Genomic DNA, 24713 nt, shown 5'->3' with positions numbered 1-24713 from the left:
CATCGTTGGTGTGCTCAATTCCGAGCTCATTTGCACCAGGACGCTATCGTAGTGAAGTACGAGGTCGACAAAGCCTTGGAGGGCCACAGACGTGGAAGAGGCTACAGTTAACCAGTCGACGCCAGGAGCGATGTCCGTTCTCAACCCCATACCAACCTGTCATGACGGGTAGAAAACGGCCAGTGCCTGAAATCTATGCATGAAGCGCCAAAAGGGGGCTGTATGTTTCGATGGATGAGGGAGCTTTGGGTGGGATCAGACCTGGTCGAATTTGAGAGTTCGTTCGGACTGACGGAATCTGTTGAGCGCCTGAAAGCAGCAACACGGCGCTGGGCCATGTTTACGCTTTCGCGAGAAGCGGCCATGGGAACGGTGACGGAGTCTCGCGTTTCGCTCCAACGTGTCATCCCGATGGTGCGCAACTCGTTCAAGCCCGTTTTCGTCGGCCGATTCCAGGTGCGCCAAAACCAGGTCGTGCTAACCGGGCGCTTTGCGCTGCACTGGTCCGTTAAGCTTTTCATGGGCTTCTGGTTCGGGTTTTGTGTGCTCCATACAGCGTTGTCATTATTTGCCGCCGTGCCTGCGCCTCACACCACACTCTTGCCGCTGGCGGGGCTTGCGATGATGGCCTGTGGGATTGGCGTGATGCGGATCTGTATGTGGTTTTCCCGCAACGATCGGGCATGGCTGTCTGACGTCATTCGCACAGCGCTGAGTAACCAGGTCGCGATGGCATCAAAAGGTCTGCCACCCGGTGAGCTTCGGAGCTCCCCAAAGCGGCCACCCACTGTCATCGTGATTGTCACAGCGGTGCTCGCCTTCCAAGGGCTCATGTTCTGCGTTTCTGCCATAACGGATATCCAGCCTTCCCTGGGTGATCCAGCTGGTTCGGTCTTTAACCACTATGCAGACGTTAGACTTCGCTATCTTTGCGTAATCTATGGCGCCGTGATGCTCCCGCTGGCTTTCGACGTTTACCGACAGCGCATGTTCGCCTGGCGAATGGGGTTCCTGGCGCTTTTTGGGGGTGCAGCCCTCCAGGCGCTTGGCTTGCTTGCCCGAGAGGATCTTGGCAATGCGCGTCAGACCCTAATCTTCTGCGCCTCCTCCTTGGTGATCACCGTCGTCTGGGCGTGTTGGTGGTACGCGCAGCGTGTCCATTTTCACGATTGACCGGGAAAGGTTCACTTTTGCCTATTCTTGCTTGTCACCTTGGACCGAGACCGACTCCGCGGGGATGCTCGCAGCGTATTAAATAGTCTATTTTGCAGGGACAAAAATGGCTGTTTTTTGGACATAAGAGAGAAGGGTCGAGCAGTCTGACTCATAACCGCGCAGTGGCAAATCCTTAAGTATTTTTGCGTACTTCTCCATTGCGGCGGGGTCCTTGAACGTGGCTACAACTTGCGCTTGATCGGAAAGATTACCCATTAGTTCTGAGTAACACAGGTTGGTCTCGAAAGACGTTGCGAACATACCCGCGTAGTAGGATATTGCGCACGGTATGAGAACGCCTAGTCCAATTATTATATATTTGATTTTGCGAGCCCACACATTAAGAAGAAGGACATTAAAAGAGCTATTGCGCCCACGGCCCTAAGAATGCTCAAGTAACTGCGTGATCTGATCAGGTTCTTGAATAGGTATTTTTTTGATGCCAGCGTCCAGTCAAGCCACTTAATGATAAGCGCTTGCGTTTTCTCAGAAAAAAAACAGGCACATTACTCCCAGCAGACACAGCGCAACACTATAGGCTAATAATCCAAAGGTTTTCATTCTTATCACCCTGGCCAAACTTTTCCAGCCTGAAGACGGAATAACTGTAGCGGGTATCTGGTTGTGGAGCGCCCAATCAACGGCTGTTGCAGAGCCATTACCTGATGACCACAATCTGGAAGCGTCCTGCGGAAGCCAGCAGATGCCTCGGTCATGGCCGACTGGTGTTCGGTCAGGTGATTGACCACGAACCGAACGGCCCGCTTCGTTGCCGCGCTATTAATTTTTGCACTCCGCCGTCACCACACGGCAGGTACTCGGCGTGCCACCGGATTGGCCGGCATAACGTTTGCAATTATCCAGGGATTTTTGCCGAGCCGTGTTCAAAGTGGGGCCCCAGGCCAGGCCGCCTTCGCCGGCAGTAGGTAGCGCTTTTGCGTAGCAGTTCGAGGCGATGCTTGAGGTCGAATAGCGGTGCGCGGCATTTTTGCCTGAACATCCGGCGGTCAGCGCCAGGTTGATGGCGAGCAGGGAGAGCAGGGCCCATGACGAGCATTGGCGCGCTGTTATTCCGGTCATCATCCCTTTTCCCCTGTATCAAGAGTGTGGTCGTGTTCTAATCAGATTAGACGGTGTTCGGCACTGCCTTTTTCATGATGATGCCTGCGTTGCACGTTGCTTGTCAGGGAGGTTGGTCGCATAAAGTTGAAATGCACGGCGTTGCCCGACAGAATCGCGCCCCGATCCAGCCAAAGGTGCCGGACGTTCGTGATGAAAAGGGGCAGCAGTTGAACGAACAGACATTGTCCACGCGTCTGGAACGGGTGGCGGGGCATGTGCCACTGGGTGCGCGGCTGGCCGATATCGGCTCGGATCACGGCTACCTGCCGGTGGCGTTGATGCGCCGTGGCGCTATCGCGGCGGCGGTGGCCGGCGAGGTGGCATTGACGCCGTTTTGCTCAGCCGAACGTACTGTGCGCGAGAACGGCTTGGACCAGCGGATCACCGTGCGCATGGCCAACGGCCTGGCGGCGATCGAGCCGGGAGACGGGATCACGGCGATCAGCATCTGCGGCATGGGCGGTGAGACGATCCGCGACATTCTCGACAACGGCAAGGCGCGCCTGAGCGGCCAGGAGCGTCTGATCCTGCAGCCCAACGGCGGCGAGCAGCCACTGCGCCAATGGCTGATGGAAAATGGCTACCGCATCCTCTGCGAGGAAGTGCTGCGGGAAAACCGCTTCGACTACGAAATCATCGTCGCCGAGCGCGATGGGCCGGTGATGTACACCGCCGAGGAGTTGTACTTCGGCCCGCTGCAGATGCAGGCCCGCAGTCCGGCGTTCCTGGCCAAGTGGCAGCGCATGCTGCGCGAGAAGCAGAAGACCTTGAGCAACTTCGCCCGGGCGCGGCAGGCCGTGCCCGAGGAGAAGGTGCAAGACATCGCCCGGCAGGCCCGGTGGATTACCGAGCTGCTGGCTTGAACCCGGTCCGGGGTTCTACGAAACGATTAGCGTTGCACGCCAAGGCGCCTCAATGATCGACCACTCAGCGCGTATAGCGCAGTGCGTCAACCACTATGCCAAACGCTGACGAATGCTCGCGGCGGTTAGGGTAATAGAGATGGTAGCCAGGAAAGGGTTGGCACCAATCTTCCAATACTCGCACCAGGCTCCCGTCGGCAACCTCCTTCGAGACCATATCGTCTGGCAGGAAACCTAACCCGCAGCCCGCGACTGCGGCACGGAGGATGGGCAGACTGCTGTTGAACGTCCACTGACCTTCGACACGGGCTTTGAGCTCGTGGCCGTCCTTTTCAAAGTCCCATTGCAGGAGGTTCCCGTGGGTGGGCAGGCGCAGGTTGATGCAACTATGTTCTGCAAGATCGCCGGGCACTTTCGGTGGGAGCCGCCGCTTGAAGTACTCAGGGGAGCCCACTACCGCCATGCGTAATTGAGGGCCGACCGGAACGGCAATCATGTCCTTGGCGACTTGATCGCCAAGGCGTACGCCTGCGTCGTAGCGCTGCGCGACAATGTCGGAGAGCGCGTAGTCGACCGTGATTTCAACCTTGATGTCCGGGTAGTCAGGAAGCACCTTCAACAGCTTGGGCCAAAGAATGTTGTTCGCCGCATGTTCCGAGGCGGAAATCCGCACGTTGCCTGCCGGGGTGTCCCGAAACTCACTGACAGCAGCCAGTTCAAGTTCGATTTCTTCAAACCGCGGCGCCATCGAGAGATACAGCCGTTGACCTGCCTCGGTGGGGGACACGCTGCGCGTGGTTCGGGTCAACAGTCGAACGCCCAGTCGAGCTTCAAGGGCGCGCATTGTGTGGCTCAGGGCGGACTGCGAGACACCCAGCTGGGCGGCGGCGCGGGTGAAGCTGCCCTCGCGGGTTATCACCACGAAGGCTTGGAGGTCATTGAGATTGGCTCGGGACATTGATGAGAACCTCTCATGAAGGGCACGGGATTATCCCATGTAATCATGTCCCGCCTGGATGCGTGCATTATTTGTATCAACTGCACAGGAGCAGGCCGATCGGGCCATAGGTTCCCGACCGGTGCTGACAGAACGGAGTAGGGCACATGCCCCCGAATCACAGGGTTCTTGCGTAAAACGCTGTCAGCTTGCCTACGGCGGTGTCGACATACCGGGGAACCCAATAGGTCTCGATATGCGTTGCCCCATCGATCTTGAACAGTTCCTTGTCTTTGGTGCCAGTGGCCTTGGCGAACGCATCTTCGGTCATGTACAGGCTGTCGGCCTTGCTGCCGGCGATCATCAGCAACGGCTGTTCGATCAGGTCGATCTGCTGGGTGGCGTCGAAGCGCATCAGCTCGAGCAAACTGCTCGTGGTGTACTTGAAGGTCGAATTGGGATGCGCGTGCGTCTTCCAGTAGTACTCGTAGCCCTGGCGGTACAGGTCGAATGGCAGTTTGGCGATTTGCTCATCCGTCAGATTGGCATCCCCCGAATAGAGTACTTCCCCGCCAGCCGCTTCCTGGGCGCGGGCGGCCGATGCCTGCTGCAGGCGCTGCTGGACGGTGTCCAATTGCGAGTCGGCATAGCCATTACGGCGAACCCGTCCGGAGTTGAACATGCTCACCGTCGCCACCGATTTGAATCGCTTGTCGGTTTGCGCAGCAGCCAAGGAATACCCGCCTCCGCCACAGATGCCGAGCAGGCCCAGGCGTTTTCCGTCGACTCCGGCATATTGAGCAATGAAATCTGCCATGCCGTGAATATCCTCGATGCGATACGCAGGCTTGTCGACATTACGCGGTTGTCCCGCGCTTGCACCCTGGTATGCGGCATCCGCAGCAATGGTGATATAGCCCTGTTCAGCCAGGCGCTGGGCATAGAGGCCGGCCACTTGCTCTTTCACACCGCCGTTCGGGTGCGCCACTACCACAGTCGGGTAGGTTTTCTTCGGGTTGTAATGGGCAGGGGTATAAACATTCGCAGCGATATCCAGGCCGTTGAGCGTGTAGGTGACCGGATGGATATTGACCTTGCCGGGCTCATTCTTGGTAATTGCGCCGTCGTAAGCCAACGTGAACGGGTTCTTTTTATAGTCTGCTGCTCCGGCCTCGCCGGCAGAGACACCGACCATGGCGGCCATGAGCGTGGCTTTCAAAATGGTGTTTCTCATGTGAAGACTCCTGAATATCTATGCTATGAAGAGGTGCGGTTCTCGTCAGTCCAGTTTCTTTTCTGCGAGGAATTTCGATACCAGGTCGGCGATCTGTACGTTGTTCAAGTCCGACATGAGGAAGTGGGTATTGCCCTTGATGCCAATCTCCGGCAAGTGGATCAGCCTCACGTCTCCGCCATGCTGGTTGACGGCATCGCGCCATAACCGGGCCATCGTGAGTCGGGCGCGCCAACTGTCCTGGGCAGGCAGGTCGACGGCGTGGTCCGGGATGTTGTCGCCGTAGAGGATCAGGATCGGAATTCGCGTGAGCGCCATGAACTGCGCCATCGGTACCGCCGCGGCCTGCACCGTGTCGAATGCGCTGGGAATCGGTGCTGGCACTTCACCCTCGGGGAAGACGAAGCTGCTGCCCGGCTCGAAGGCCACAATGGCCTTGACCTTGTTGTTCTTGATCGCCGTCAACCAACCAGGTCCGCCGCCTTGAGAGTGAGTGAACAGGATGCCGGGGCCGATCCTGTCGAAAACCGCCGACACGCCATCGGCAATCACGCCCGTGTCGAACGGTCCGGTGTTCGGCGTCATCGCGCGGAAGAACTGGTCGCGCGTTTGCGCATCGCGTGCAACCTGCACTCCTTCGAAATAGTTGGGCCAGAGGCCGATACGGAACTGGTTGAACCAGAGCTGTTCGTCCGGCGTTGGCTTGAGCGTCGCCTCGACCATGCTGCGCCCGGCATCGCCACGACGTGGTTGGTCGATCAGATACACACCAAAATGGCGGCGCAGGAAGAGGGTCTGGAAACCTTCACGCCCATCGGCTGTGGTTTCCCAAGTCTTGGAGAACTGGCCGGCGCCGTGCCACATGACGATGGGCAGCTTTCGGGCATCGACCGGGATTTGGTAGAAGGCGTAGGCATGGTCGCCGTGGTAGGTCTGGCCATCAGGATTCATGGGCTTACGTGGGTTGAACGTGCCCGGTGCTGTGGTCATCGTTCCGCCAGCGGCGAAGCTGCCTTGCTGCTGAATCATCAAAGGGGCGACGGCATTGGTTGAGTCAGCGGGATGGGTTGCACAGGCGGCAAGCACGCTCAAGAAGGCAATGCTCAGCAGGTTTTTTACAGGCGTCATGTTCAACCTCCCGTAGCGGCAAGTGCCTGTGTCAGGGCTTTGCTTGCACGTTTGGCGGCCTGTTCATCCCCGCGCTCGAGTACCTCGATGACTTGACGTAATTGTGCAGCGCTTAGCCCCAACCGCATGCTCGCGAGCATGTGCGAACGCAATTGCGCCTCTACGCCTGGTGTGGCGGCCAGAGCTCCGACGGTCGCCAGCTCTCGACTTTGCCAGTCGAGGTTATCGCGCTCGAAAATGTCACCGAACAGATGGGCCTGCAAAAACTGGTTGATGACGGGCGCGAAATCGAACACCGGGCCCTTGACCGGGCCGCCCGAGATGCGCGTCTGATTGGCCACACCTGCCGCCAGCAAGGCCTCACCTGTTGGGGCCGGACGAGAGGGGGCACGGCCAGGCGAATCGTCAATGCCACGTTGTTTGCGTGTTTCCACCACCGTCATCAGTTCGCCCAACGCATTGAGACTGCGCGGGAAGCCGGCATAGGCGTAAAGCTGCACCAGGATTTCCTTGGTCTCGCTGACAGTCAGGCCAGCGTCCAGACCTTGGTTCAAGGCAGCGTTGAGCCTGGGCATGTCACTCGTAGCCATGAATGCTGCGATCAGTGGAATGGCCTGTTGCTTGGCCGACAGCGTGTCTGAAGCGGGTTGTGTGCTGGTCATGGTTTGCGATGTCTCGGCTTTCTGGGAGGCAAAACCCGGCACACACCCAAGCCCCAGGCACAGGGCCAATAAAGCGGCCAGGGACCTGGTCTCGCAACGCGCCACGGCTGTTTTGGCAGTCATCGGTAAAAGGTCTCCATCCATTGCTCATCACTGCGTGCGGGTAGGCAGTGTTCCCGTTACGTCATCTACATGCTCCCGCGTGGGCGATGCACCTTCGTACTCTGCATCCGAGACCTTCTCCTCCCACGTGACGGCTTTCCCGTCTTCGGCTTCGGCGATTGCGATGTGGGTCATGCCGGTGGTAGCCGTAGCCCCATGCCAATGGCGTACGTGCGGCGGGATCCAGACGATGTCACCCGGGCGGATTTCCTGACGTGGGCCGCCTTCTTGCTGCACGTAGCCGACGCCAGCGGTGACAATCAGCGTCTGCCCGAGCGGATGGGTATGCCAGGCCGTACGCGCGCCGGGTTCGAAGGTCACCGTGCCACCGCCGATGCGAGCAGGGGCGTCACCCTTGAACAGGCCATCGACACGCACCGTACCGGTGAAATTTTCTACAGCGCCCAGAACTGACGGCTGAGAGCCTGCACTGCTGATCCGGATCTCTCTGGAAGTCTGGGCGCAGGTTTCCCCCGCCAAGAGCGACAAGGCAACCAGTGGGGCGATCAAGGGGTTCATTGAAGGAGCTCCTGCAAGGTGGCGAGTCGACAGCAAGGCTGCTCCGCGTGAGGAGCAGCTTTCAGAGGGGGGATTCAGAGCCCGGTCATTTTCAGCGCAGGCTCGGGCAGGCGATCACCGTGCACCTGGATTCGGGAAATCTGCTCATCGATAAAGCGCAGATCCTCGCCGGTCAGCTCCAGTTCTACAGACCCGAGGTTCTCCTCCAGGCGGTGCTGCTTCGTCGTGCCCGGTATCGGGACAATCCAGGGTTTCTGGGCCAGCAACCAGGCCAAGGCCACCTGTGCGGGCGTAGCTTCTTTGCGCTGTGCGACGGCCTTTACCACTTCGACCAGCGCCAGGTTGGCCTTGCGTGCCTCAGGGGAGAAGCGGGGGACGATGTTGCGAAAGTCTGAAGCGTCGAACTGCGTGTTCTCGTCGATCTTGCCGGTGAGGAAGCCGGCACCGAGCGGGCTGAATGGCACGAAGCCGATGCCCAGTTCCTCCAGCACAGCCAGGAGTCCGTCTTCCGGGCCTCGCCAGAACAGCGAGTATTCGCTCTGAACCGCAGTCACCGGCTGAACCGCATGGGCACGCCGAATCGTCTCGATACCGGCTTCCGACAAGCCGAAGTGCTTGACCTTGCCTTCGGCGATCAGGTCTTTGAGGGTGCCGGCGACATCCTCGATCGGTACCTCGGGATCCACGCGATGCTGGTAGAACAAATCGATGCGGTCAGTGCGCAGGCGCTTCAATGAGGCCTCTGCCACCGCCCGGATACGCTCCGGCCGGCTGTTGGTGCCGCTGCCCCGTTCGCCGGTAATCAGATTGATGTCAAAACCGAACTTGGTGGCCACGATCACCTGATCGCGAATCGGCTGCAGGGCCTCACCCAGTAGCGCTTCGTTGCTGAAGGGGCCGTATGCTTCTGCGGTGTCGAAGAAGGTGATGCCGCGATCATGCGCCGTGCGGATCAGCTTTATCATGCCTTGCTTGTCGGCGGCCGGCCCGTACGCCGACGTCATGCTCATGCATCCAAGGCCCAGTGCGGACACTTCCAGAGCGTTGCCCAGTTTGCGAGTGTTCATTGGTCTACTCCCATACAGAAATCTAGAGGCGCATCCGATCAACTACACGAGCCTGAATGCCGCTGTAGAAACATTAAGCGAGCTAACGGAGGGGGACTAGATGGGTAAATCGGCAAGGACTTATGAGGAAAATTCATCAGTCCAGTCTGCAACACACCCAATCCTGTGTAGGCAGGAGGCGTGTTGCAGACGAAGCAGAGACCTCAATTGTGTTCAGAAGCGGCGCTGAGCAATCCTTGCTGATAGCGGTGAGGCCGGTCGCACAACGCCACGGCACTCATCACTCAGAAGCGAGCGCGGCATCCCCCTTCATCGGTTGAGTGCCAGCGACCGTCTGGCGACCCACCTTGAACCATGCGGCGTACAGCGCGGGGACGAAGAAGATCGTCAGTAGCGTCGCCACGGTAAGGCCGCCCATGATCGCAATGGCCATCGGCCCCCAGAACACACTGCGCGTCAGCGGGACCATTGCGAGTACGGTGGCCAGTGCCGTCAGCATTACCGGACGGGCCCGGTGAATCGCGGCATCCAGCACGGCATTCCACGGGTCGCGCCCTTCAGCGATCTCGGTTTGCACCTGGTCGATCAGGATCACCGAGTTGCGCATGATCATGCCACCCAGGGCGATGATGCCCAGGATTGCGACGAAGCCCAGCGGCGACTGGAACACCAACAGCGCCGGCACCACACCGATCAGGCCCAGCGGTGCAGTCAGCATCACCATCCACATGCGGGAAAAGTTCTGCAGTTGCAGCATCAGTAGCAGCAGGATGGTGATCAGCATCAGCGGGGCCACGGCGAGCAGCGCCTTGTTGGCCTTGTCACTTTCCTCTACCGCACCGCCCACGTCGATGCGGTAGCCCGTCGGCAGTTTGGCTTCGATGTCCTTGAGCAATGGCTGGATCTCCTGCGTCACCGATACACCTTGCTCGCCATCCTTCACGTCGGCACGCACCGTGATCGCCATGTCGCGGTTGCGGCGCCACAGCACCGGTTCTTCCAGCTCAGAGTGCACCTGTGCAACTTGCGACAGTGGCACCACCGTGCCCTGGCGCGTGTACAGGTTGATGTCTTTCAGCGTGTCGAGGTTCAAACGTTCCTCAGGCACGGCACGGGCCACGATGTCGATCAGGTCTTCGTGCTCACGCAGCTGCGACACGGTTGCGCCGTTCATCACGGTCTGGGTCGCCAGCGACACCTCGGCCGGCGTGAGGCCCAGCGCGCTTGCCTTGTCCTGATCAAGCTGCACTTTCAGCGTGCGAACCGGGTCGTTCCAGTCGAGCTGGAGGTCGCGCACCTTCGGACTGGCCGCGACCACTTTCTCCACATCGCGGGCGATCCGGCGCACCACCTGGGTATCGGGACCGACGACGCGGAACTGCACCGGGTAACCGACGGGCGGTCCCAGCTCAAGCCGGGTTACACGCACCCACGCCTGCGGGAACTGCTGGTCGGCCGCGGCCATCAGCCGGGTACGTACCCGCTCGCGCGCATCCAGATCCTTGGTCATCACAACGAACTGGGCAAAGCCCGGGTTCGGCAGTTCGGGGTTGAGCGACAGATAGAAGCGCGGTGCGCCGGCGCCGGTGTAGGCGGTGAAGTACTTGACCTCCTCATCCTTCGACAGCTGCGCTTCCATCCGCTTGACCTGCTCGGTGGTCGCCGCGAAGGACGAACCTTCTTTCATGCGCAAGTCGACGACCAGCTCAGGGCGCGAACTGTTGGGGAAGAACTGCTGCGGCACAAACTTCATGCCGGCCAGCGCAAGCGCCAGGGCGCCAAACGTTGCACCGATGACCACCCAGCGGCGCTCGATGGCGGTGTCGATCAGGCCGCGCAGCGTGCGGTAGAACTTCGTGCCGTACGGGTCATTGGCATGCTGGTGCTTGCCAAAATCCTTGGGCAGCATCTTGACCGCCAGGTAGGGTGTGAAGATACCCGAGCAGATCCACGAAAACAGCACCGCAGCGCCGACGATCCAGAAAATCCCACCCGCGTACTCGCCGGTGGTGGACTTCGAGAGGCCGATGGGCAAGAAGCCCACGACAGTGATCAGTGCGCCCGTCAGGCGCGGCATGGCAGTGGACTGGTAGGAGAAGGCGGCCGCTTTCACGCGGTCCATGCCGGCCTCCATCTTCACCACCATCATTTCGATAGCGATGATCGCGTCATCGACCAACAGGCCGAGCGCAATGATCAGCGAGCCGAGCGAGATGCGCTCGAGGTTCCAGCCCATCGCCAGCATCACCAGCGCCACGCCACCCAACACCAGCGGCACCGAGGTCGCGACCACAAGGCCGGTGCGCCAGCCGAGACTGGCCAGGCTCACCGCGATCACGATGATCAGCGCTTCCATCAGCGACCGCTCGAAGTCCCAGATCGCATCTTTCACCGTGGAGGGCTGGTCGGCTACGCGCTCCAGTTCCACGCCGTGCGGCAGTTCGGACTGGATCTTGGCGACCGCCGTCTCCATCGCCTTGCCGAGGTCCACGATATTGCCGTCGCTGGTCATCGTGACGCCAAGCATCAGCACCGGCTGGCCATTGTGGCGAACCGTGTAGGTCGGCGGATCCTCAAAGCCGCGCGATACGGTCGCGATGTCGCCGAGCTTGATCAACCGCCCGCCCGCGGTGATGGGTACGTTGCGGATAGCTTCTTCGCTGGCGAACTGGCCGCTCACACGGACCATGACGCGGTCGCCGTTGGTGTCGATCTGTCCAGCGGGCAACAGGGCGTTCTGACTCTTCAGGCTTTCGGCGATGGCGAGTGGTGTAATGCCCAGCGCTGCCAGGCGCTCGTGCGAGAACTCGACGTAGACACGCTTGGCCTGCTTGCCGATGACATCGATCTTCTTGACCATCGGCACTTTCAGCAGGCTGCGCTTGATGTCTTCGGCCGCGTCCGACAAGTCGGCGTGGCCGACGCCGTCGCCCTTGACCGCGTACATCAGGCCATACACGTCGCCGTACTCGTCGTTTACGATCGGACCGATCACGCCGTCAGGCAGCTCACGGTTCAGGTCGTTGAGTTTTTTGCGCGCCTGATACCAGGCCTCGCGCTGGTCGGCCTTGGAGGTGCCGCCGCGTACGGTCAGCGTCATGCCCGCGTAGCCTTGCCGCGCGTAGGTGACGACCTTCTCGAAGTTGTCGATCTGCTCGAATTTCTTCTCCATGCGGTTGAGGACCTGGTCTTGCATCTGCTGGGCGGTTGCGCCCGGCCAGATGACGATCGCGGTCATGGAAGGCACGGAAAAGTTCGGATCCTCGAGCTGACCGAGCCGGGTGAAACTGAAGACACCGGCCACGGCTACGATGATCAGCATGAACAGGACGATGGCGCGATGACGCAGCGCCCAGTCGGTGAGGTTGAAGTTGTTCATCGGGTGGCCTGCTGCGTGGTATTCGCGTCAACGATCGCCGCGCCGGGAAGCGCGACCTTCAGCCCGGATGTCATCTTCTGGACCCCGGCGGTGACGACCAATACGCCGGCCTGCGGCCCGGAGACGAGCACTTCGTCGTTGCGATAGCCCCAAACGGCCACTCGCTCCAGTTCGACGGTGCCGACCGGATCCTTGCCCGCGGGCGTGACCACCCACAGCGCCGGCTGACCGCCGTTTTGCGTCAGTGCCGTGGCGGGTACCGCCGCCACCGAGACATTTGTCATCTTGCGCTCGGCCATTACCGTGGCAGTGGCGCCCAGCGGCAGCGCATTCACCGGCTTGAGCCGCGCGCGATAGGTGCGTGTCTGCGCTGCAGCCTGTGGCGACAACTCGCGCAGCGTGACATCGAAGGTCTCGTTTGGCGCGCTGGCCAGCGAGGCCTTGAAACGCGCCTCCTTGAAGGCCGATAGCTGATCCTCGGGCACATCGACGACGATCTCGGATTCATCCGGATTCGCCACCGAGACAACCGGTTGGCCCTCGGCCACGATTTGCCCCGCCTCAAAGCGCACAGCCGTGACGACGCCGTTTCGAGAGGCGCGCAGCACGGTGTACTTGAGCCGGTTGCGCGCGAGTTCAAGCTTTCGAGCCTCGGCTTCGGCGGTCGCATGCGCGGTCTGGGCATTGGTATGGGCACGCTCGTCGTCGGCGGCACTGACCGAGCCGTCAACCTTCAACGCGGTCAGGCGCTGGCGGTCCGAGTCAGCCTGATGCGTCTGCTCGACGGCAACCGCCCATTGCTGCTGCGACGCTTCCTCAGCGAGGCGGTAATCGCTGTCATCCAGCACAGCCAGTATGTCGCCTTCGTGCACAAACTGGCCTACATCGACCTTGCGCTGGGCGACCTTGCCGCCAACGCGGAAGGCCTGCTCGACTTCATGCCGCGACTGTACGGTGCCCACGTAGCGACTGGCTTCGCGGGCATTGTCATAGTTGATTTCAACCGTGCGCACCGGGCGTGGTGTTTGCACGGTGGGCTGGTCCGGGCTACAGGCAGACAGCATGACGGCAACGGCCAGAGCGCCGGCCGCAGTAAGGGAATTCTTCAAGGCGGTTCCTCTTTGAAAAACGACTGGATCTCAGGAAAGTGGTGGCCGGTCGGCTTTGGTGGCGGCAGTGGGGGTGGTGGGTTGCTCGAACACCTGCCAACCCCCGCCCAGCGCCTTGTAGAGCTGCACGCTATCGAGCAGCAGGCGGGTGTTGCTGTCGTTGGCGTTCAGACGTGCCGTCAGACGCGCCTGCTGCGAATCCAGCAGTGGCAACAGATCGACCTGCCCGCGGTTATAGAGCGACTGGGCGCGGTTCTGCGCAGACTCCGCGGACGCGGCGGCCAATTGCAGCGACCCGGCGCGGCGGCGCTCCTGCGACAGCGTAACGAGAGCGTTCTCCACATCCTCGAGCGCCCGTACGATGCCGTCTTCGGCGCGCAGCAGCGCCTCGTGTTGAGCACTTTCAGCAGCCTCGTTGATCGCTTGCGTGCGCCCGGCGTTGAAGATCGGCATCGCCAGCAGGCCCGCCACGTTGGTGAAGCGAGCAACGCCGAGATCGGCGCCGTTCACGTTCAGGCCCTGGCGACCGAAGGAAGCACCGAGGAAAAGTTGCGGGAACCATTCGGCTGCGGCCTGCTGGCGGCGCGCATTGGCTGCGTCGAGCTGTGCCATCAGCGCCAGCACGTCAGGTCGGCGTTGCAGCAGCGCGGCGGGCTGGCCCGGCTTGGCCTCGGGTACCGCTGCCACATCGACACTCGAGGGCTGGATGTTCGCGGTATTGAAGGACTGGTCGGCGATCAGCACCGCGATACGATGACGCGACACCGCCGCCAGCGTTTCCAGTGGCGGAATCTGCGCCCGTGCCGACAAGGCATCGGTCTGTGCGCGCTCGACGTCGAAGGCGGATGCCAGCCCCGCCTGCTGGCGCGCGGTGACCAGACGCAGCGTCTCGTCCTGCATCGCCGAGATGGCGCGCAGTGTCGCGACCTGGCGCTGCGCGCCGACCAATGAGAAGTAGTTGCTGACGACATCGCTCATCACCAGCAGGCGTACGCCGCGCATGCTGTCCTCTGCGGCCAGTGCATCGGCGTTGGCCGCCGCTGCACCGGCGCGCAGGCGGCCGCTCAGGTCGAGCTCCCACGAGACATCCAGGCCCACACTGGTGGTCTTGGTGTCCGGATAACCCTGCTTCGTGGCCGAGTTGTAGCCGCTGCTGCGATCGCTGCCGGAGGCGGATGCGCCGACGCTCGGGAGCAGCCAGGAACGGCTGACCGTTTCGCCGGCACGCGCGGCGCGCAGACGCTCGGCGGCAATCTTGACGTCGCGGTTTTCACGCGCTGCTCGGCGCACCAGATCCGTCAGCATCGGGTCGTGGTAGACCTCCCACCACGCCGCCTCGGGTTCCATCTCGGAGGCCGTGCTCGCGGCGAAGTTGCTCGGCAGGTCGACCGACGGCTTGACGACCGGCGTGGAGCAACCGGCCAGGGCGAGGGCGAGCGAAGAGGCAAGGGCGACCGCAACGGCGAGCCCGGCCCGTTGAGAGGTCGTCCGGCCGGTGTGGAGGGGCAGTGGAAAGGAAACTGGAAGTTGCGGCATCGCATTGGACTCGTGTGGATTCGAGAATGGCAACAGCGTAGGGCCCGGTGTGCGCGAAGTCGTCAGCGAAGCGTCGCCGTTCGGTCGCCATATCGAGCGCTCATTCAGGTTGGGGGCGTCACTCGCCGTCGGCATTTGCCGTGTGCTCGCCGGCCGCCGACGCAAGGTCCGAGGCAATCGACTCCAGCAGCTCTTCGGCGGACGAGAACTCGCGCTGACGCCCGGTGACGAGGTTTTCGAGGCGGCCGACGAGGGCCCCCGGCGCGGCATCGCCACGCAGCTTCACTACGTAGGAGCGGCGGCTCGGGTACTTGGATTCAGGGTTCAGGATCATCGCAGACCAGGGGCTCGGGAAAGTTCGACGACAGCGTAGGTCGTCCCCCGGGTGGAGTCGTAAGCGAAAGGTCGGGTTTGGGTCGGGACTGCGCCGCTCCGACAGAAATTAATGCCGGTAAGTTAAGGGCTTGAACACCGAAAACCTGTGGGAGCGAGCTTGCTCGCGATAGCGGTGGGTCAGCCAATATTGATGCTGAATGTACTGCCGTCATCGTCGGAACGCCGCCCGGAGCAAGCTCGCTCCCACAGGGTTGTGTCCTTAACGCTTCAAGCAGGCTTGGCAGCCTGAAGCAGTGAGCGTGCATGTTTCACCAGCTCGGTTCCGTCGGTTTCGGGCGACTGGTCAATCAGCCTCGCCAATGCCTGGTGGTCCTCGGCCGTGGCGTCGTGGTGCTCGCACAGTTCGACCAGCGCGAGCAATTCCAGCCAGGGTGCTTCCTGGGCGCGAGCCTCTTCAATCGCATGCCGAACCGCAGTGTTGCCGGCGTCGAACCGGCCCTGCATCCGCGCAATCGCTGCCTCCAGCAGCAACAGTTGCGGCAGGTATACGCGCTCGCCCAGTTCTTCCCCGACCCGTAGCGCTTGCTCCAGCTCGACGCGGGCGGCGTCGTAGTCACCCGCCAGTAGCAACGCCTCGGCGGCGTAGCCGAGCACCTCGCTGGCGCCGGAGCGCATGCCGAGCCCGGTGTGTTCTTCGTAGGCCTCGCGGATGCGTCGGTAGCCTTCGCGCGGCACGCCATTGCGCGCGTCGGCCCAGCCGCGCCACCAGCGGCAAGCCGTACGTCCCAGTGCGAGCGAATACTCATCGACCAGCTTCTGCAGGTCGTCAGCCAGTGCTGCCACACGCACAGAGTTGCCCATCCGCACCTCGATCAACACTTCCTGCCAGGTGGCGACCAGCCAGGTCATCGGTTGGCGAAGCATCTGCGCGCGGGTCCGCGCCCGCTGCATGTGGGCTCGGCCTTGTAGAACCAGGCCAGAACGCACGAGTTCTATGGCCAGCATTCCGTGCAGCATGACCTGAGGGTCGGTCGCAAAAACCTCGTTTGCCCCGATGTCCAGCGGCTCGGCAATCGCGAGGGCGCGCTCTAGCCAACGGCGGGTCGTCTGCGTGCGACCCTGAAGGTGATGCACTTCGCCCTGCACGATGCACGCCGCCAGCATGAGCATGGGGTCGTTTGTCTCGGACGAGAGGGCTTCGGCGCGTTCCGCCACCTCCAGCGCCAGCGCATAGTCGCCACGCAGACCCAGCAGATAGCCGAATCCGTGCAGCAGGCGACCGCGCATTGGATGCTCGGGTACATCCGCTAGCAGCGTGTACGCGCGTTCGAACGCGTTCCTGGCTTCGTTGCCGACACCGAACGTGTGGAAAGCCGATACCCCCTGCAGCGTGGCCAAGGTGATTTCGAGCGTAGCGCGCTCGGTCCCGTCCGCTGCCTGCGTCAGCAGGACCAACGCGCGCTCAGTGAGGCCGATGCACAAGGCCGGGCTGAAGTGCAGCAGCGCGGCTTCTGCGGCCTCGGCGTAGTAGCGCAGCGCGACCATCGGCTGCCGAGCCCGGTCGAAGTGCATTGCCAGCTCCGAGGCTGCGACCGGTATGCCGGCCGTGCGTTCGCGTTCGAGAGCCGCACCAACCTGGCGATGAAGGTGGGTGCGCAATGAGCGTGGCGTGCGGTCGTACAGCACCTGGCGGAAGAGGGCATGCCGGAACGAGTAGGGTGGTTCTACCGTTTCTTCGACATCGGTGGCCCGCGACCGTGTGAGCCATACCTGCTCGCGCACCAGTTCCTCGCAGGTGTCGGCCACAGACGCGAGGTCGCGCTCGAGGGCCCGGGAAACCGTCTCGATCCGGAATTCGACGCCGCACACCGCTGCCGCCGAAAGCAGCGCACGCTGCTCCTGTCCGAGCTTGGTGATGTAGTGATCGATGATGGCCGCGAGGTTCTCGGGGACCGCCAATCCCGCCAGCCGAGCCTCGATGGTGGCGTCGTCATCCGTTGGGTCCATCACTTCACTGATGACTGATGATACGAACAACGGCACACCGTCAGTGCGCTCGTGCAGGGTCCGCACGAAAGTTTCATCTCGCGCCAAGGAGGTGGAACGCAGCGCAATATAGTCAGCGACCTCTGTTTCCGAGAACGGATCGAGCACCACTTCCTCGCACAGGCGTTGCAGGCGCAGTTCGTGGCGCAGCGAGCTGAGCGGATGATCGAGCGCTACCACCTCGGCGAGGCGAAAGCTCGACAGCCACATAAGCCGCATGGGGCTACGTCGCCGCGCCAGATAGTCGATGAGCTGGACCGTCGCCCGATCGCTCCAGTGCAGGTCTTCGGTCACCAGTAACAGCGGGCGCTGCTCCGTGTAGCGGTCCAGCAGTTCGCCCATTTCCCGCAGCATGCGGTCCGGGCCGATGCCGGCAAGCTCGCGCCGCAATGCGTCGCGCTCCTCTGTAGTGCTCAGCCACGGCAGTTGCAGCAGCCAGGTCGGCGCCACGGCGCGCAACAGCGCCGGCAGGGTGGGGTCGCTGCGGCACAGATCGGCTAACGCCTCCAGCACCGGCAGGTACGGCTCGCCGGTACCGTAGTGTTCCACGCAATGGCCGCGTGCGCAGGCGATGCCGCCGCCAAGGCTGGCAAGGAAATGTTCGATCAGCGTGGTCTTGCCAATCCCCGGTTCTCCGGCGAGCCAGACCACTGCACGTTGGCCACCGTAAGCCCGCTCCCACGCCCGTTGCAGCCTTGAAACCTCGTCGGTGCGCCCGATGAATGGCGGCGACGGATGCGCGCCAGCGGCTGATACCGTCGTGGATGCAGGCGGCATCGAAGGGGCAGGGGACGGTGCGGCGATGAAGCGATAGCCACGCCGCGACACCGTCTCGATGAATCGGGGTTGCCTGGGGTCGTCGCCCAACACCTTGCGCAGATCGCTGATGGCCGTCTTCAGCACTGAATCGCTGACAAACCGATGCCCCCACACGGCATCAAGCAGGGCATCCTTGCTCACCAGCGATCCCGGCTGGCGGGCAAGCACGCACAGCAGGGTGAAGGGTGTCGGCGCCAACGCCACGGTTTCTCCATTACGTAACAAGCAGGCGTTGGCCTCGTCGAGCTCGAACTCGACGAAGCAGAGCTGGACTGGGTTCTGATGGGGCTGCGGACGCGCCACGTTTGATTCCTGAAGACTAAAACATAGTTATGCGCTGTGAAGCATGGCTTCCATGACAACGCTGATCGGCTCGGAAGCCAAGCCTCACCGGTCGGAAACTGATGCAAGCGTGACTTCACTCCTCGGGTATCCGGAATTCGTCTCTTCGGACCGGACTCGATTCGCAAGCCCCCTGACACTCTCGACACAGCCTGCGTGGCCTCATTTTGGTGTGGTAATGATCTCAAAAAAATAATGACAAAAATATCAATATTGAAATATGTATCAATATTTCATATCTTCACCTTGCCTGACGAGGAGACCTGCGCGTCCCACGACTTCAATCACAACAAGGGCTCGATATGAACAACAACAAGAAAGTACCCGAACTGCCTCCCGTCGCCGTCGATGTGCTGGTCGTCGGTAACGGTCCGGTCGGTGCGACAATCGCGGCGCTGCTCGGCCGCTATGGGGTCAAGACACTGGTGCTGGACAAGATCCATGAGATCGTTCTGATGCCCCGCGCGATTGCCCTGGACAACGAAGCGCTGCGTATCCTGCAACTCGCCGGATTGTCGGAGGAGGCTTTCGAGAAGATTGCAATCCCTGAAGTGAAGATGCATTCGCCGGTTCTCGGGCAATTCGGTCGTGCCAACACTGCCGGGTGTATCGACGGCCACCCCAAGCTTGTGACCTTCTATCAACCCGACCTCGAACGAGCGATGCGCAGCCAGGTTTCCCGGCTGAAGTCAGTGACCAGCCTGGGCGGCTTCGAGCTCGAAAGCCTGGTCGAGGAGTCGGACGGCGTCGTCGCCTCCGTACGGGATCAGGATGGCCGATCGCATTCCGTTCGCGCCCAGTACGTGATCGGTGCGGATGGCGCAAGCTCCAGGGTCAGAACACTGATTGGCCAGGAGTTTGAAGGGCAGACCTATGCGGAGGATTGGCTGATTGTCGATGTCATGAACCGGCATAAGTCAGCGATTGATCACATTGAGTTTCTCTGTGATCCACGGCGCCCAACGCCGCACATGCCTGCACCCGGCGGCAGGGAGCGCTGGGAGTTCATGCTACAACCCGGCGAATCGCGCGAAGAGCTGGAAAGCCCGGAAAGCATCGCCCGGCTGATTGCCCCATGGATCAAACCGCAGGAGCTGGAAATCGAACGCAAGGCGGTGTATCGATTCCATGCGCGCTGCTGCAACAGATTCAGCAAGGGCCGAATCTTCCTCGCTGGCGACGCCGCGCACATCACTCCGCCTTTTGTCGGGCAAGGGCTCGTAGCGGGACTTCGAGATGGCGCCAACCTGGCCTGGAAACTGGCCTGGGTCCTTCGCGGTTATGCCGCGCCGGCGGTACTCGATACCTATGACGTAGAGCGCCGCCCCCATGCTCAGGCGATGATCAATCTGGCGAAACTCATGGGCCGCCTGGTGATGCCTAAAAACAAGCTCGCAGCTTTCTTCATCCACGGCCTGATGCGCATGCTGACGTTGACTCCCGCTACCAGGAGGTACTTCGAACAGTTGGACATCAAGCCGAAGAACATCTTCAAGCAGGGTCTGTTCGTGAAGCATCGTCGGGGCGACAAGCTGGTACGTGGCAGCCTGTTTCCGCAGGCTTGGGTTCGCAACACGCAAAAGCAGATCCAGCTGAGTGACGATGCTCTTGGAGACAACCTGACCCTGGTTGGATTCGGCGTAGACCCATTGTCACTGCTGACCACTGCTCAAGTCGTTTCCTGGGAAAAGATGGGGGGGCATTTCCTGGAAATCAGAACACGCGGCCAACGCTCCGGCGGCCGTTGCGACTTCATTGAAGACGTGAACCATGACATCCTGCCGCTCGCGGCTAAAGGCACGCTCGTCGCGATTCGCCCTGACCGCATCATCATGCACCATGCTCCAGGTGTAGAGGCTGGCAGTCTCATTCGAGACTGCCAGATCCTGATGGCTTGCACCGATTCCACTGCCGATAACGTTTCCATTACCATCAACGAACCCCCTCGATTAAGAGCCTGAAGATGCCGTCCCCCACTTGTCCTTCAGAAGCAACTGCGCAAGAGCCTCTCACCCGAGGCCACAAGAAGCGTGAACGCACCCGTCGCGGCCTGGTGGACGCGGCATTGCGTCTTGTCGCGCGCAAGGAGGTGGGGGAGATTGCACTGCTCGACGTCGCCGCGGAGGCCGAGGTATCCAACGGCACCATCTACAACTATTTTCGGACACGCGACGAAGTACTCGAGGCGGTTGGCATCGCCATGGCGACCGAGTTTTCCGATGCCATTTCCGCCCTGAGTTCGGACGTGCACTGCGGCGCGCAGCGGCTTTCGATTGGCGTGCGGATGTTCGTATGCCGGGCCGCGTACGACCATCAATGGGCCAACGCGTTGCTGCGCATCATCCATTCCGATCAAACCATGCGCTCGCGCTTGGCTGCCCATGTGCTGGGCGACCTGCGTGATGGTCTGCGCGCGGGTACTTTGGCTTACGAGGACGAAGGGATCGCCCTGGACATGGTCGTATCGTGCACAACCGGAGCCATGCGTTCGGTGGTCGAGGGGCGTGCGGTGCCGGAGCACGATCTGCGGGTCGCCGAGATGATTCTCAAGGCTCTGGGCGCAACACCTGCCAGAGCCAAGCGAATCGCCGCCAAGCCGCTACCCTAGTCCTGAAGTCATCCTCGAGCCCGCTAGACCCCGATGCCGGTAAGAAGGACTTCTGCCTTCGCGCATTCCCCGTAGCAGCTGGCGTAGCCTGCGTTCGGCTGCGCAGCGGCCGTAAAACCAGCCGACCGGGTTAAACAGCGAGAAACGGGATTCAGGTTTTACGACTGCTTCGCAGCCGAACGCAGGCTTCGCCAGCTGCTACGGACCGCGTCGTCGCCTTAACTTACTGGCAATCGGCCAATCCATTGCCGATAGTTCTTCGCCTGGCGACGAGATTTCAGCTGATTGCCGATCAATGCCATGAGTGGCGACGTCCTGGGCTTTGTCCGCTTCCCTTGGCTCAACAAACCGAGCTGCTTCTTGACGACCGACGACAACGCAAGCGATGCCAGCGCCTTGTTCTTCCAGCGCACGACGATGGGCTCCACTTCGGTGTCCTGACCGGCCATCCACTGGCTTGGCAGGGCCGGCTCGATGGCCAGTGCAGTGGCAAGCCCCACCATCGACACCGAGCCGCTCACCACGCGTTCCGCGACCTCTTTTCTACGCACGCCGCCGGTGACCATCAGCGGCATGCGCGCTATTTCTCCTATTCTCTGCGCGATCTCGAGAAAATAGGCTTCTCGTGCCAGGCGGCTGCCGTCGCGGGTTTGCCCCTGCATCGCCGGGCTTTCGTAGCTGCCACCCGATAACTCGACCAGGTCGACCGCCTTGGCGTTGAGCATTTCCACTACGCGAGTTGCATCCTCAGCATCGAAACCGCCTCGCTGAAAGTCCGCGGAATTGAGCTTCACTGCGAGGCAAAAGCTAGGTGCCACTCGCTGACGTATGGCATCGATGGTTTGCAGGAGAATTTGCGCACGATTTTCCAGGCTGCCACCCCAGCGGTCGCTACGCCTGTTGGTCAAGGGCGAAAGGAATTGGCTGAACAGATAGCCATGCGCCGCATGAATCTCCACGCCGGTGAATCCGGCACGCTCGGCCAGCACTGCCGCATGGGTATAGCGCTCAATCAGCTCTTCGATCTCCAGCTCATTCAAGGCTCTGGGCGGCACAAAAGCTTTTGATAACCCGGGAATGTCGACAGCAATCGCGGAGGGCCCCCGTGCAGATTGCCCCATTGAAGCCAATAGCTGCCGTCCGGGATGATTGATTTGCATCCAGGCCTGAGCCCCACGACTGCGGCAAGCATCGGCCCATAGACTGAATTTGCCCAGGTACTGATCGTCTTCAAGTACCACGCCCGCCGGTCCGGTCAAGGCGTGGCGATCGACCATGACGTTGCCAGTGATGATCAGGCCGGCCCCACCGTCCGCCCAACGCCGATAGAGTCTGGTCAGCGCTTCCCCTGGTGCGTGATCCTCGTTGGCAAGGTTCTCCTCCATGGCAGCCTTGGCGATTCGGTTTGGAATCACCGTGCCGTTAGGCAATCGAAGCGGTTCGAAGAGCTTTGAGCCGGTCATGTTCTGTCCTTCAGTTAATGAAAAGTCGGCCGGTCATCGCTAAGGATCAATACCTTTGGAGAGACGTCGGCACGGTGCTCCTCAGGATTGTCGAGGTCCTGAATGACATCGATGGGCCGGTTTGAAGGCCCTGCCAGGAGGGGGGAGCCAGATTTATTGCAAAGATGAACACGCGTGTTCAATTAAGTCAACATGTAGAGGTCTACAGCCTCCTTTATTGACCTTGCCATATCACTCATGAAATCCGGAATTAAGAGGAATAGAACGTTTTTTAGCGTGAAGAACGTTCTTGATTCGAAAAACCTTGTTGACGGCAGATGAACACGAGTGTTCAATTGGGTCATAAGGTAATTCTGGAGAGAGAGCGTGGAATCCCTAAATCCGATACAGCGCCGCATTCATCGAGCCGCCTTTCGCCTGTTCGCTGAAAAAGGCACCTCCCAGGTGAACATCCTCGACCTTGCGCAAGAGGCAGGCGTGGCGCGCGGAACGATCTATAGCAATATCGTCAGCATGGGAAACCTGTTCGAGGAGGTTGCCGGCTATCTCGCGAGGGAGATGCATGAGCGCGTCAACAAGAGCTTCAATTCCCTCTCCGATCCGGCTCAGCGCCTTGCCAATGGCATTCGATTCTTCATTCGTCGAGCTCATGAGGACCCCCAGTGGGGGGCGTTCATCCATAAATTCGCCATGAGCAACTCTTCGTTGCGCGAAATGTTCAGCAGCCAAGCGACTACGGATCTTCTGAGCGGACTGTCCAGTGGGCGGTACACGTTTGCGCAGGAGCAATTGCTCTCGGTACTGACGCTGATATCGAGCAGCGTCCTCGGCTCGATTTTCCTGGTGCTGGAAGGGCACAGAACGTGGCGCGAATCAGGCTCTGACACGGCCGAGCTGGTGCTGCGGGCATTGGGTGTGCCTCACGAGGAGGCTAGAGCGCTGGCGACCACAGAGTTGCCGGCACTTCCTCCACTCGACTAAGCGCGGTAACCGACCTGACAAAAAACACCTCTGGCATTTTCAGAGGTGCGGGGATCGTTTTGGCCTGAAAAACCGGAAAACAAGAACAATGAACAGCAAAAATGAAATGTGCCAGTTGGCGACACAACATCCTGCCCGGCATCCGCAGCCGACGGTGAAGGCCCAGGATCTGACTCACCTGATCTTCCAACGGCCGGACTTGAACGAGGCGGCGCGGTTCCTGACGGACTTTGGTTTGACCGTCAGTCATCAGAGCGCCGATACGCTTTATCTGCGCGCCACTGGACCGGCTGCCTATTGTTACCGTGTCCATCGAGCGGAACATGCACGCTTCGTCGGGTTCGGACTGGCCGTCCAGTCGCTCAAGGATCTGCAGAAGCTAGCTCGAATCCCGGGCGCGTCATCGGTCGAGAAATCGGCACATCCTGGCGGTGGGCATTACGTCAGGCTGACCGATCCTTCGGGGTTCATTGTGGAAGCCGTTTGCGACCAGGCTCCAGGTAAAACCCTGGCGCACAGAGCCCCACTTCCCTGGAATCTGACGCAAGAGCAGCCACGCATCAATGCCACGCAGCGCCCGCCGATTGCACCGCCTGAAATACTCAAACTGGGCCACATCGTGATTGAAGTGGCCGACTACCAGGCGACCTGTGCCTGGTATACGCAGCATTTCGGGTTTATTCCCAGCGATGTGCAGGTACTCCCCGATGGCACACCGATCGTCGCCTTCATGCGCCTTGACCTTGGTGAGATTCCCACGGCTCACCATACGCTCGCGATCGCGCAAGGGTTCATGGCCACCTACAGCCATAGCGCCTATGAGGTCGTCGATGCAGACGCGGTAGGCATGGGGCAGCGCGTCTTGCGGGAGCGGGGCTGGGAGCACTCCTGGGGAATCGGCCGGCACATCCTGGGCAGTCAGATCTTCGATTACTGGCAGGACCCTTGGGGCGATAAGCACGAGCATTACTGCGACGGGGATATCTTCACGGCCGTACAGCCTACGGGCATCCATCCCGTGAGTCCCGAGGCGATGGCGCAGTGGGGGCAGCGCATGCCCAAGAGTTTTACCAAACCCAAGATGAGCTTGAGCAATCTGCGTGCGCTGATCCGCAACCTGCGACGCAGCCCGGACCTGACCATTCGCAAGTTGATAACGCTGATGCGGATGTTCGGGTAGATCCG

Annotated in this window: 19 protein-coding genes; 6 read left to right on the top strand and 13 right to left on the bottom strand. The window is 60.9% G+C overall.

Going from position 1 to position 24713, the window contains the following annotated elements; translation table 11 throughout:
• The first annotated feature begins 249 nt into the window (after positions 1–249).
• A complete protein-coding gene (locus tag AC1DIG_RS00850) occupies positions 250–1173 on the top strand; it encodes a hypothetical protein (protein WP_477765709.1) in 924 nt (307 codons plus the stop codon).
• Positions 1174–1995: 822 nt separating this feature from the next.
• Here the strand turns inward: AC1DIG_RS00850 and AC1DIG_RS00845 are convergent.
• Positions 1996–2295: a DUF4189 domain-containing protein gene (locus tag AC1DIG_RS00845; RefSeq protein ID WP_477765708.1), complete on the bottom strand. Its 300-nt coding sequence runs from the start codon at positions 2293–2295 to the stop codon at positions 1996–1998.
• Positions 2296–2504: 209 nt separating this feature from the next.
• Between AC1DIG_RS00845 and AC1DIG_RS00840 the strand changes: the two genes are divergently transcribed.
• A complete protein-coding gene (locus tag AC1DIG_RS00840) occupies positions 2505–3200 on the top strand; it encodes a tRNA (adenine(22)-N(1))-methyltransferase (protein WP_477766063.1) in 696 nt (231 codons plus the stop codon).
• 64 nt (positions 3201–3264) lie between these two features.
• Here AC1DIG_RS00840 and AC1DIG_RS00835 read toward each other — a convergent pair whose 3' ends face one another.
• The 11 genes from AC1DIG_RS00835 to AC1DIG_RS00785 all read right to left on the bottom strand — a co-directional run bounded on the left by AC1DIG_RS00835 (position 3265) and on the right by AC1DIG_RS00785 (position 18437).
• Entirely contained in the window at positions 3265–4158 is an 894-nt protein-coding gene (locus AC1DIG_RS00835; RefSeq protein WP_477765707.1) for a LysR family transcriptional regulator, read from the bottom strand.
• Positions 4159–4315: 157 nt separating this feature from the next.
• Entirely contained in the window at positions 4316–5371 is a 1056-nt protein-coding gene (locus AC1DIG_RS00830) for an alpha/beta hydrolase (RefSeq protein WP_477765706.1), read from the bottom strand.
• A gap of 45 nt (positions 5372–5416) precedes the next feature.
• Positions 5417–6499 (bottom strand): alpha/beta hydrolase, encoded by a 1083-nt coding sequence (locus tag AC1DIG_RS00825; protein WP_477765705.1) that lies wholly within the window; start codon positions 6497–6499, stop codon positions 5417–5419.
• Between the two features lie 2 nt (positions 6500–6501).
• The gene (locus AC1DIG_RS00820; protein ID WP_477765704.1) at positions 6502–7284 is read right to left on the bottom strand and encodes a carboxymuconolactone decarboxylase family protein; all 783 of its coding nucleotides are present in this window, start codon (positions 7282–7284) and stop codon (positions 6502–6504) included.
• Between the two features lie 27 nt (positions 7285–7311).
• Positions 7312–7842 (bottom strand): (R)-mandelonitrile lyase, encoded by a 531-nt coding sequence (locus AC1DIG_RS00815; RefSeq protein WP_477765703.1) that lies wholly within the window; start codon positions 7840–7842, stop codon positions 7312–7314.
• 74 nt (positions 7843–7916) lie between these two features.
• On the bottom strand, positions 7917–8909 hold the full coding sequence (locus AC1DIG_RS00810; RefSeq protein ID WP_477765702.1) for an aldo/keto reductase: 993 nt from the start codon (positions 8907–8909) through the stop codon (positions 7917–7919).
• Between the two features lie 280 nt (positions 8910–9189).
• Positions 9190–12288, bottom strand: a complete 3099-nt coding sequence (locus tag AC1DIG_RS00805) for an efflux RND transporter permease subunit (protein ID WP_477765701.1) — start codon at positions 12286–12288, stop codon at positions 9190–9192.
• Positions 12285–13397, bottom strand: coding sequence for an efflux RND transporter periplasmic adaptor subunit (locus AC1DIG_RS00800; protein WP_477765700.1), 1113 nt, complete (start codon positions 13395–13397; stop codon positions 12285–12287). The genes AC1DIG_RS00805 and AC1DIG_RS00800 overlap by 4 nt, the downstream gene beginning before the upstream one ends.
• 30 nt (positions 13398–13427) lie before the next feature.
• Positions 13428–14933 carry an efflux transporter outer membrane subunit gene (locus AC1DIG_RS00795; protein WP_477765699.1) on the bottom strand — a complete coding sequence of 502 codons (1506 nt, stop codon included), beginning with the start codon at positions 14931–14933 and terminating at the stop codon, positions 13428–13430.
• Between the two features lie 118 nt (positions 14934–15051).
• Positions 15052–15267, bottom strand: a complete 216-nt coding sequence (locus AC1DIG_RS00790; protein ID WP_477765698.1) for a hypothetical protein — start codon at positions 15265–15267, stop codon at positions 15052–15054.
• A gap of 269 nt (positions 15268–15536) precedes the next feature.
• Positions 15537–18437 carry an AAA family ATPase gene (locus tag AC1DIG_RS00785; RefSeq protein ID WP_477765697.1) on the bottom strand — a complete coding sequence of 967 codons (2901 nt, stop codon included), beginning with the start codon at positions 18435–18437 and terminating at the stop codon, positions 15537–15539.
• Positions 18438–18778: 341 nt separating this feature from the next.
• On the opposite strand from AC1DIG_RS00785, the gene mhpA reads away from it, so the two are divergent.
• Complete coding sequence (mhpA, locus tag AC1DIG_RS00780) at positions 18779–20437, top strand: bifunctional 3-(3-hydroxy-phenyl)propionate/3-hydroxycinnamic acid hydroxylase MhpA (RefSeq protein WP_477765696.1); 1659 nt, start codon at positions 18779–18781, stop codon at positions 20435–20437.
• Positions 20438–20439: 2 nt separating this feature from the next.
• Positions 20440–21084 carry a TetR/AcrR family transcriptional regulator gene (locus tag AC1DIG_RS00775; protein WP_477765695.1) on the top strand — a complete coding sequence of 215 codons (645 nt, stop codon included), beginning with the start codon at positions 20440–20442 and terminating at the stop codon, positions 21082–21084.
• A 218-nt stretch (positions 21085–21302) separates the two neighbouring features.
• On the opposite strand, the gene AC1DIG_RS00770 is transcribed toward AC1DIG_RS00775, so the two are convergent.
• Positions 21303–22547 carry an NADH:flavin oxidoreductase/NADH oxidase family protein gene (locus tag AC1DIG_RS00770; RefSeq protein ID WP_477765694.1) on the bottom strand — a complete coding sequence of 415 codons (1245 nt, stop codon included), beginning with the start codon at positions 22545–22547 and terminating at the stop codon, positions 21303–21305.
• A 366-nt stretch (positions 22548–22913) separates the two neighbouring features.
• Between AC1DIG_RS00770 and AC1DIG_RS00765 the strand changes: the two genes are divergently transcribed.
• Both AC1DIG_RS00765 and AC1DIG_RS00760 read left to right on the top strand, forming a co-directional pair.
• The gene (locus AC1DIG_RS00765) at positions 22914–23528 is read left to right on the top strand and encodes a TetR/AcrR family transcriptional regulator (RefSeq protein WP_477765693.1); all 615 of its coding nucleotides are present in this window, start codon (positions 22914–22916) and stop codon (positions 23526–23528) included.
• Positions 23529–23616: 88 nt separating this feature from the next.
• Positions 23617–24708, top strand: coding sequence for a VOC family protein (locus tag AC1DIG_RS00760; RefSeq protein ID WP_477765692.1), 1092 nt, complete (start codon positions 23617–23619; stop codon positions 24706–24708).
• Positions 24709–24713: the final 5 nt, after the last annotated feature.

Source organism: Pseudomonas sp. 05N431 (assembly GCF_056397005.1).
The sequence above is the reverse complement of the archived record's forward strand: the minus strand, read 5'-3'. Positions and strand labels throughout refer to the sequence as shown.

Coding starts and splice junctions, on each gene's coding strand:
- AC1DIG_RS00845 (WP_477765708.1), bottom strand. CDS start 2,295: ATGACCGGAATAACAGCGCGCCAATGCTCGTCATGGGCCCTGCTCTCC.
- AC1DIG_RS00835 (WP_477765707.1), bottom strand. CDS start 4,158: ATGTCCCGAGCCAATCTCAATGACCTCCAAGCCTTCGTGGTGATAACC.
- AC1DIG_RS00830 (WP_477765706.1), bottom strand. CDS start 5,371: ATGAGAAACACCATTTTGAAAGCCACGCTCATGGCCGCCATGGTCGGT.
- AC1DIG_RS00825 (WP_477765705.1), bottom strand. CDS start 6,499: ATGACGCCTGTAAAAAACCTGCTGAGCATTGCCTTCTTGAGCGTGCTT.
- AC1DIG_RS00820 (WP_477765704.1), bottom strand. CDS start 7,284: ATGACTGCCAAAACAGCCGTGGCGCGTTGCGAGACCAGGTCCCTGGCC.
- AC1DIG_RS00815 (WP_477765703.1), bottom strand. CDS start 7,842: ATGAACCCCTTGATCGCCCCACTGGTTGCCTTGTCGCTCTTGGCGGGG.
- AC1DIG_RS00810 (WP_477765702.1), bottom strand. CDS start 8,909: ATGAACACTCGCAAACTGGGCAACGCTCTGGAAGTGTCCGCACTGGGC.
- AC1DIG_RS00805 (WP_477765701.1), bottom strand. CDS start 12,288: ATGAACAACTTCAACCTCACCGACTGGGCGCTGCGTCATCGCGCCATC.
- AC1DIG_RS00795 (WP_477765699.1), bottom strand. CDS start 14,933: ATGCCGCAACTTCCAGTTTCCTTTCCACTGCCCCTCCACACCGGCCGG.
- AC1DIG_RS00790 (WP_477765698.1), bottom strand. CDS start 15,267: ATGATCCTGAACCCTGAATCCAAGTACCCGAGCCGCCGCTCCTACGTA.
- mhpA (WP_477765696.1), top strand. CDS start 18,779: ATGAACAACAACAAGAAAGTACCCGAACTGCCTCCCGTCGCCGTCGAT.
- AC1DIG_RS00775 (WP_477765695.1), top strand. CDS start 20,440: ATGCCGTCCCCCACTTGTCCTTCAGAAGCAACTGCGCAAGAGCCTCTC.
- AC1DIG_RS00770 (WP_477765694.1), bottom strand. CDS start 22,547: ATGACCGGCTCAAAGCTCTTCGAACCGCTTCGATTGCCTAACGGCACG.
- AC1DIG_RS00760 (WP_477765692.1), top strand. CDS start 23,617: ATGAACAGCAAAAATGAAATGTGCCAGTTGGCGACACAACATCCTGCC.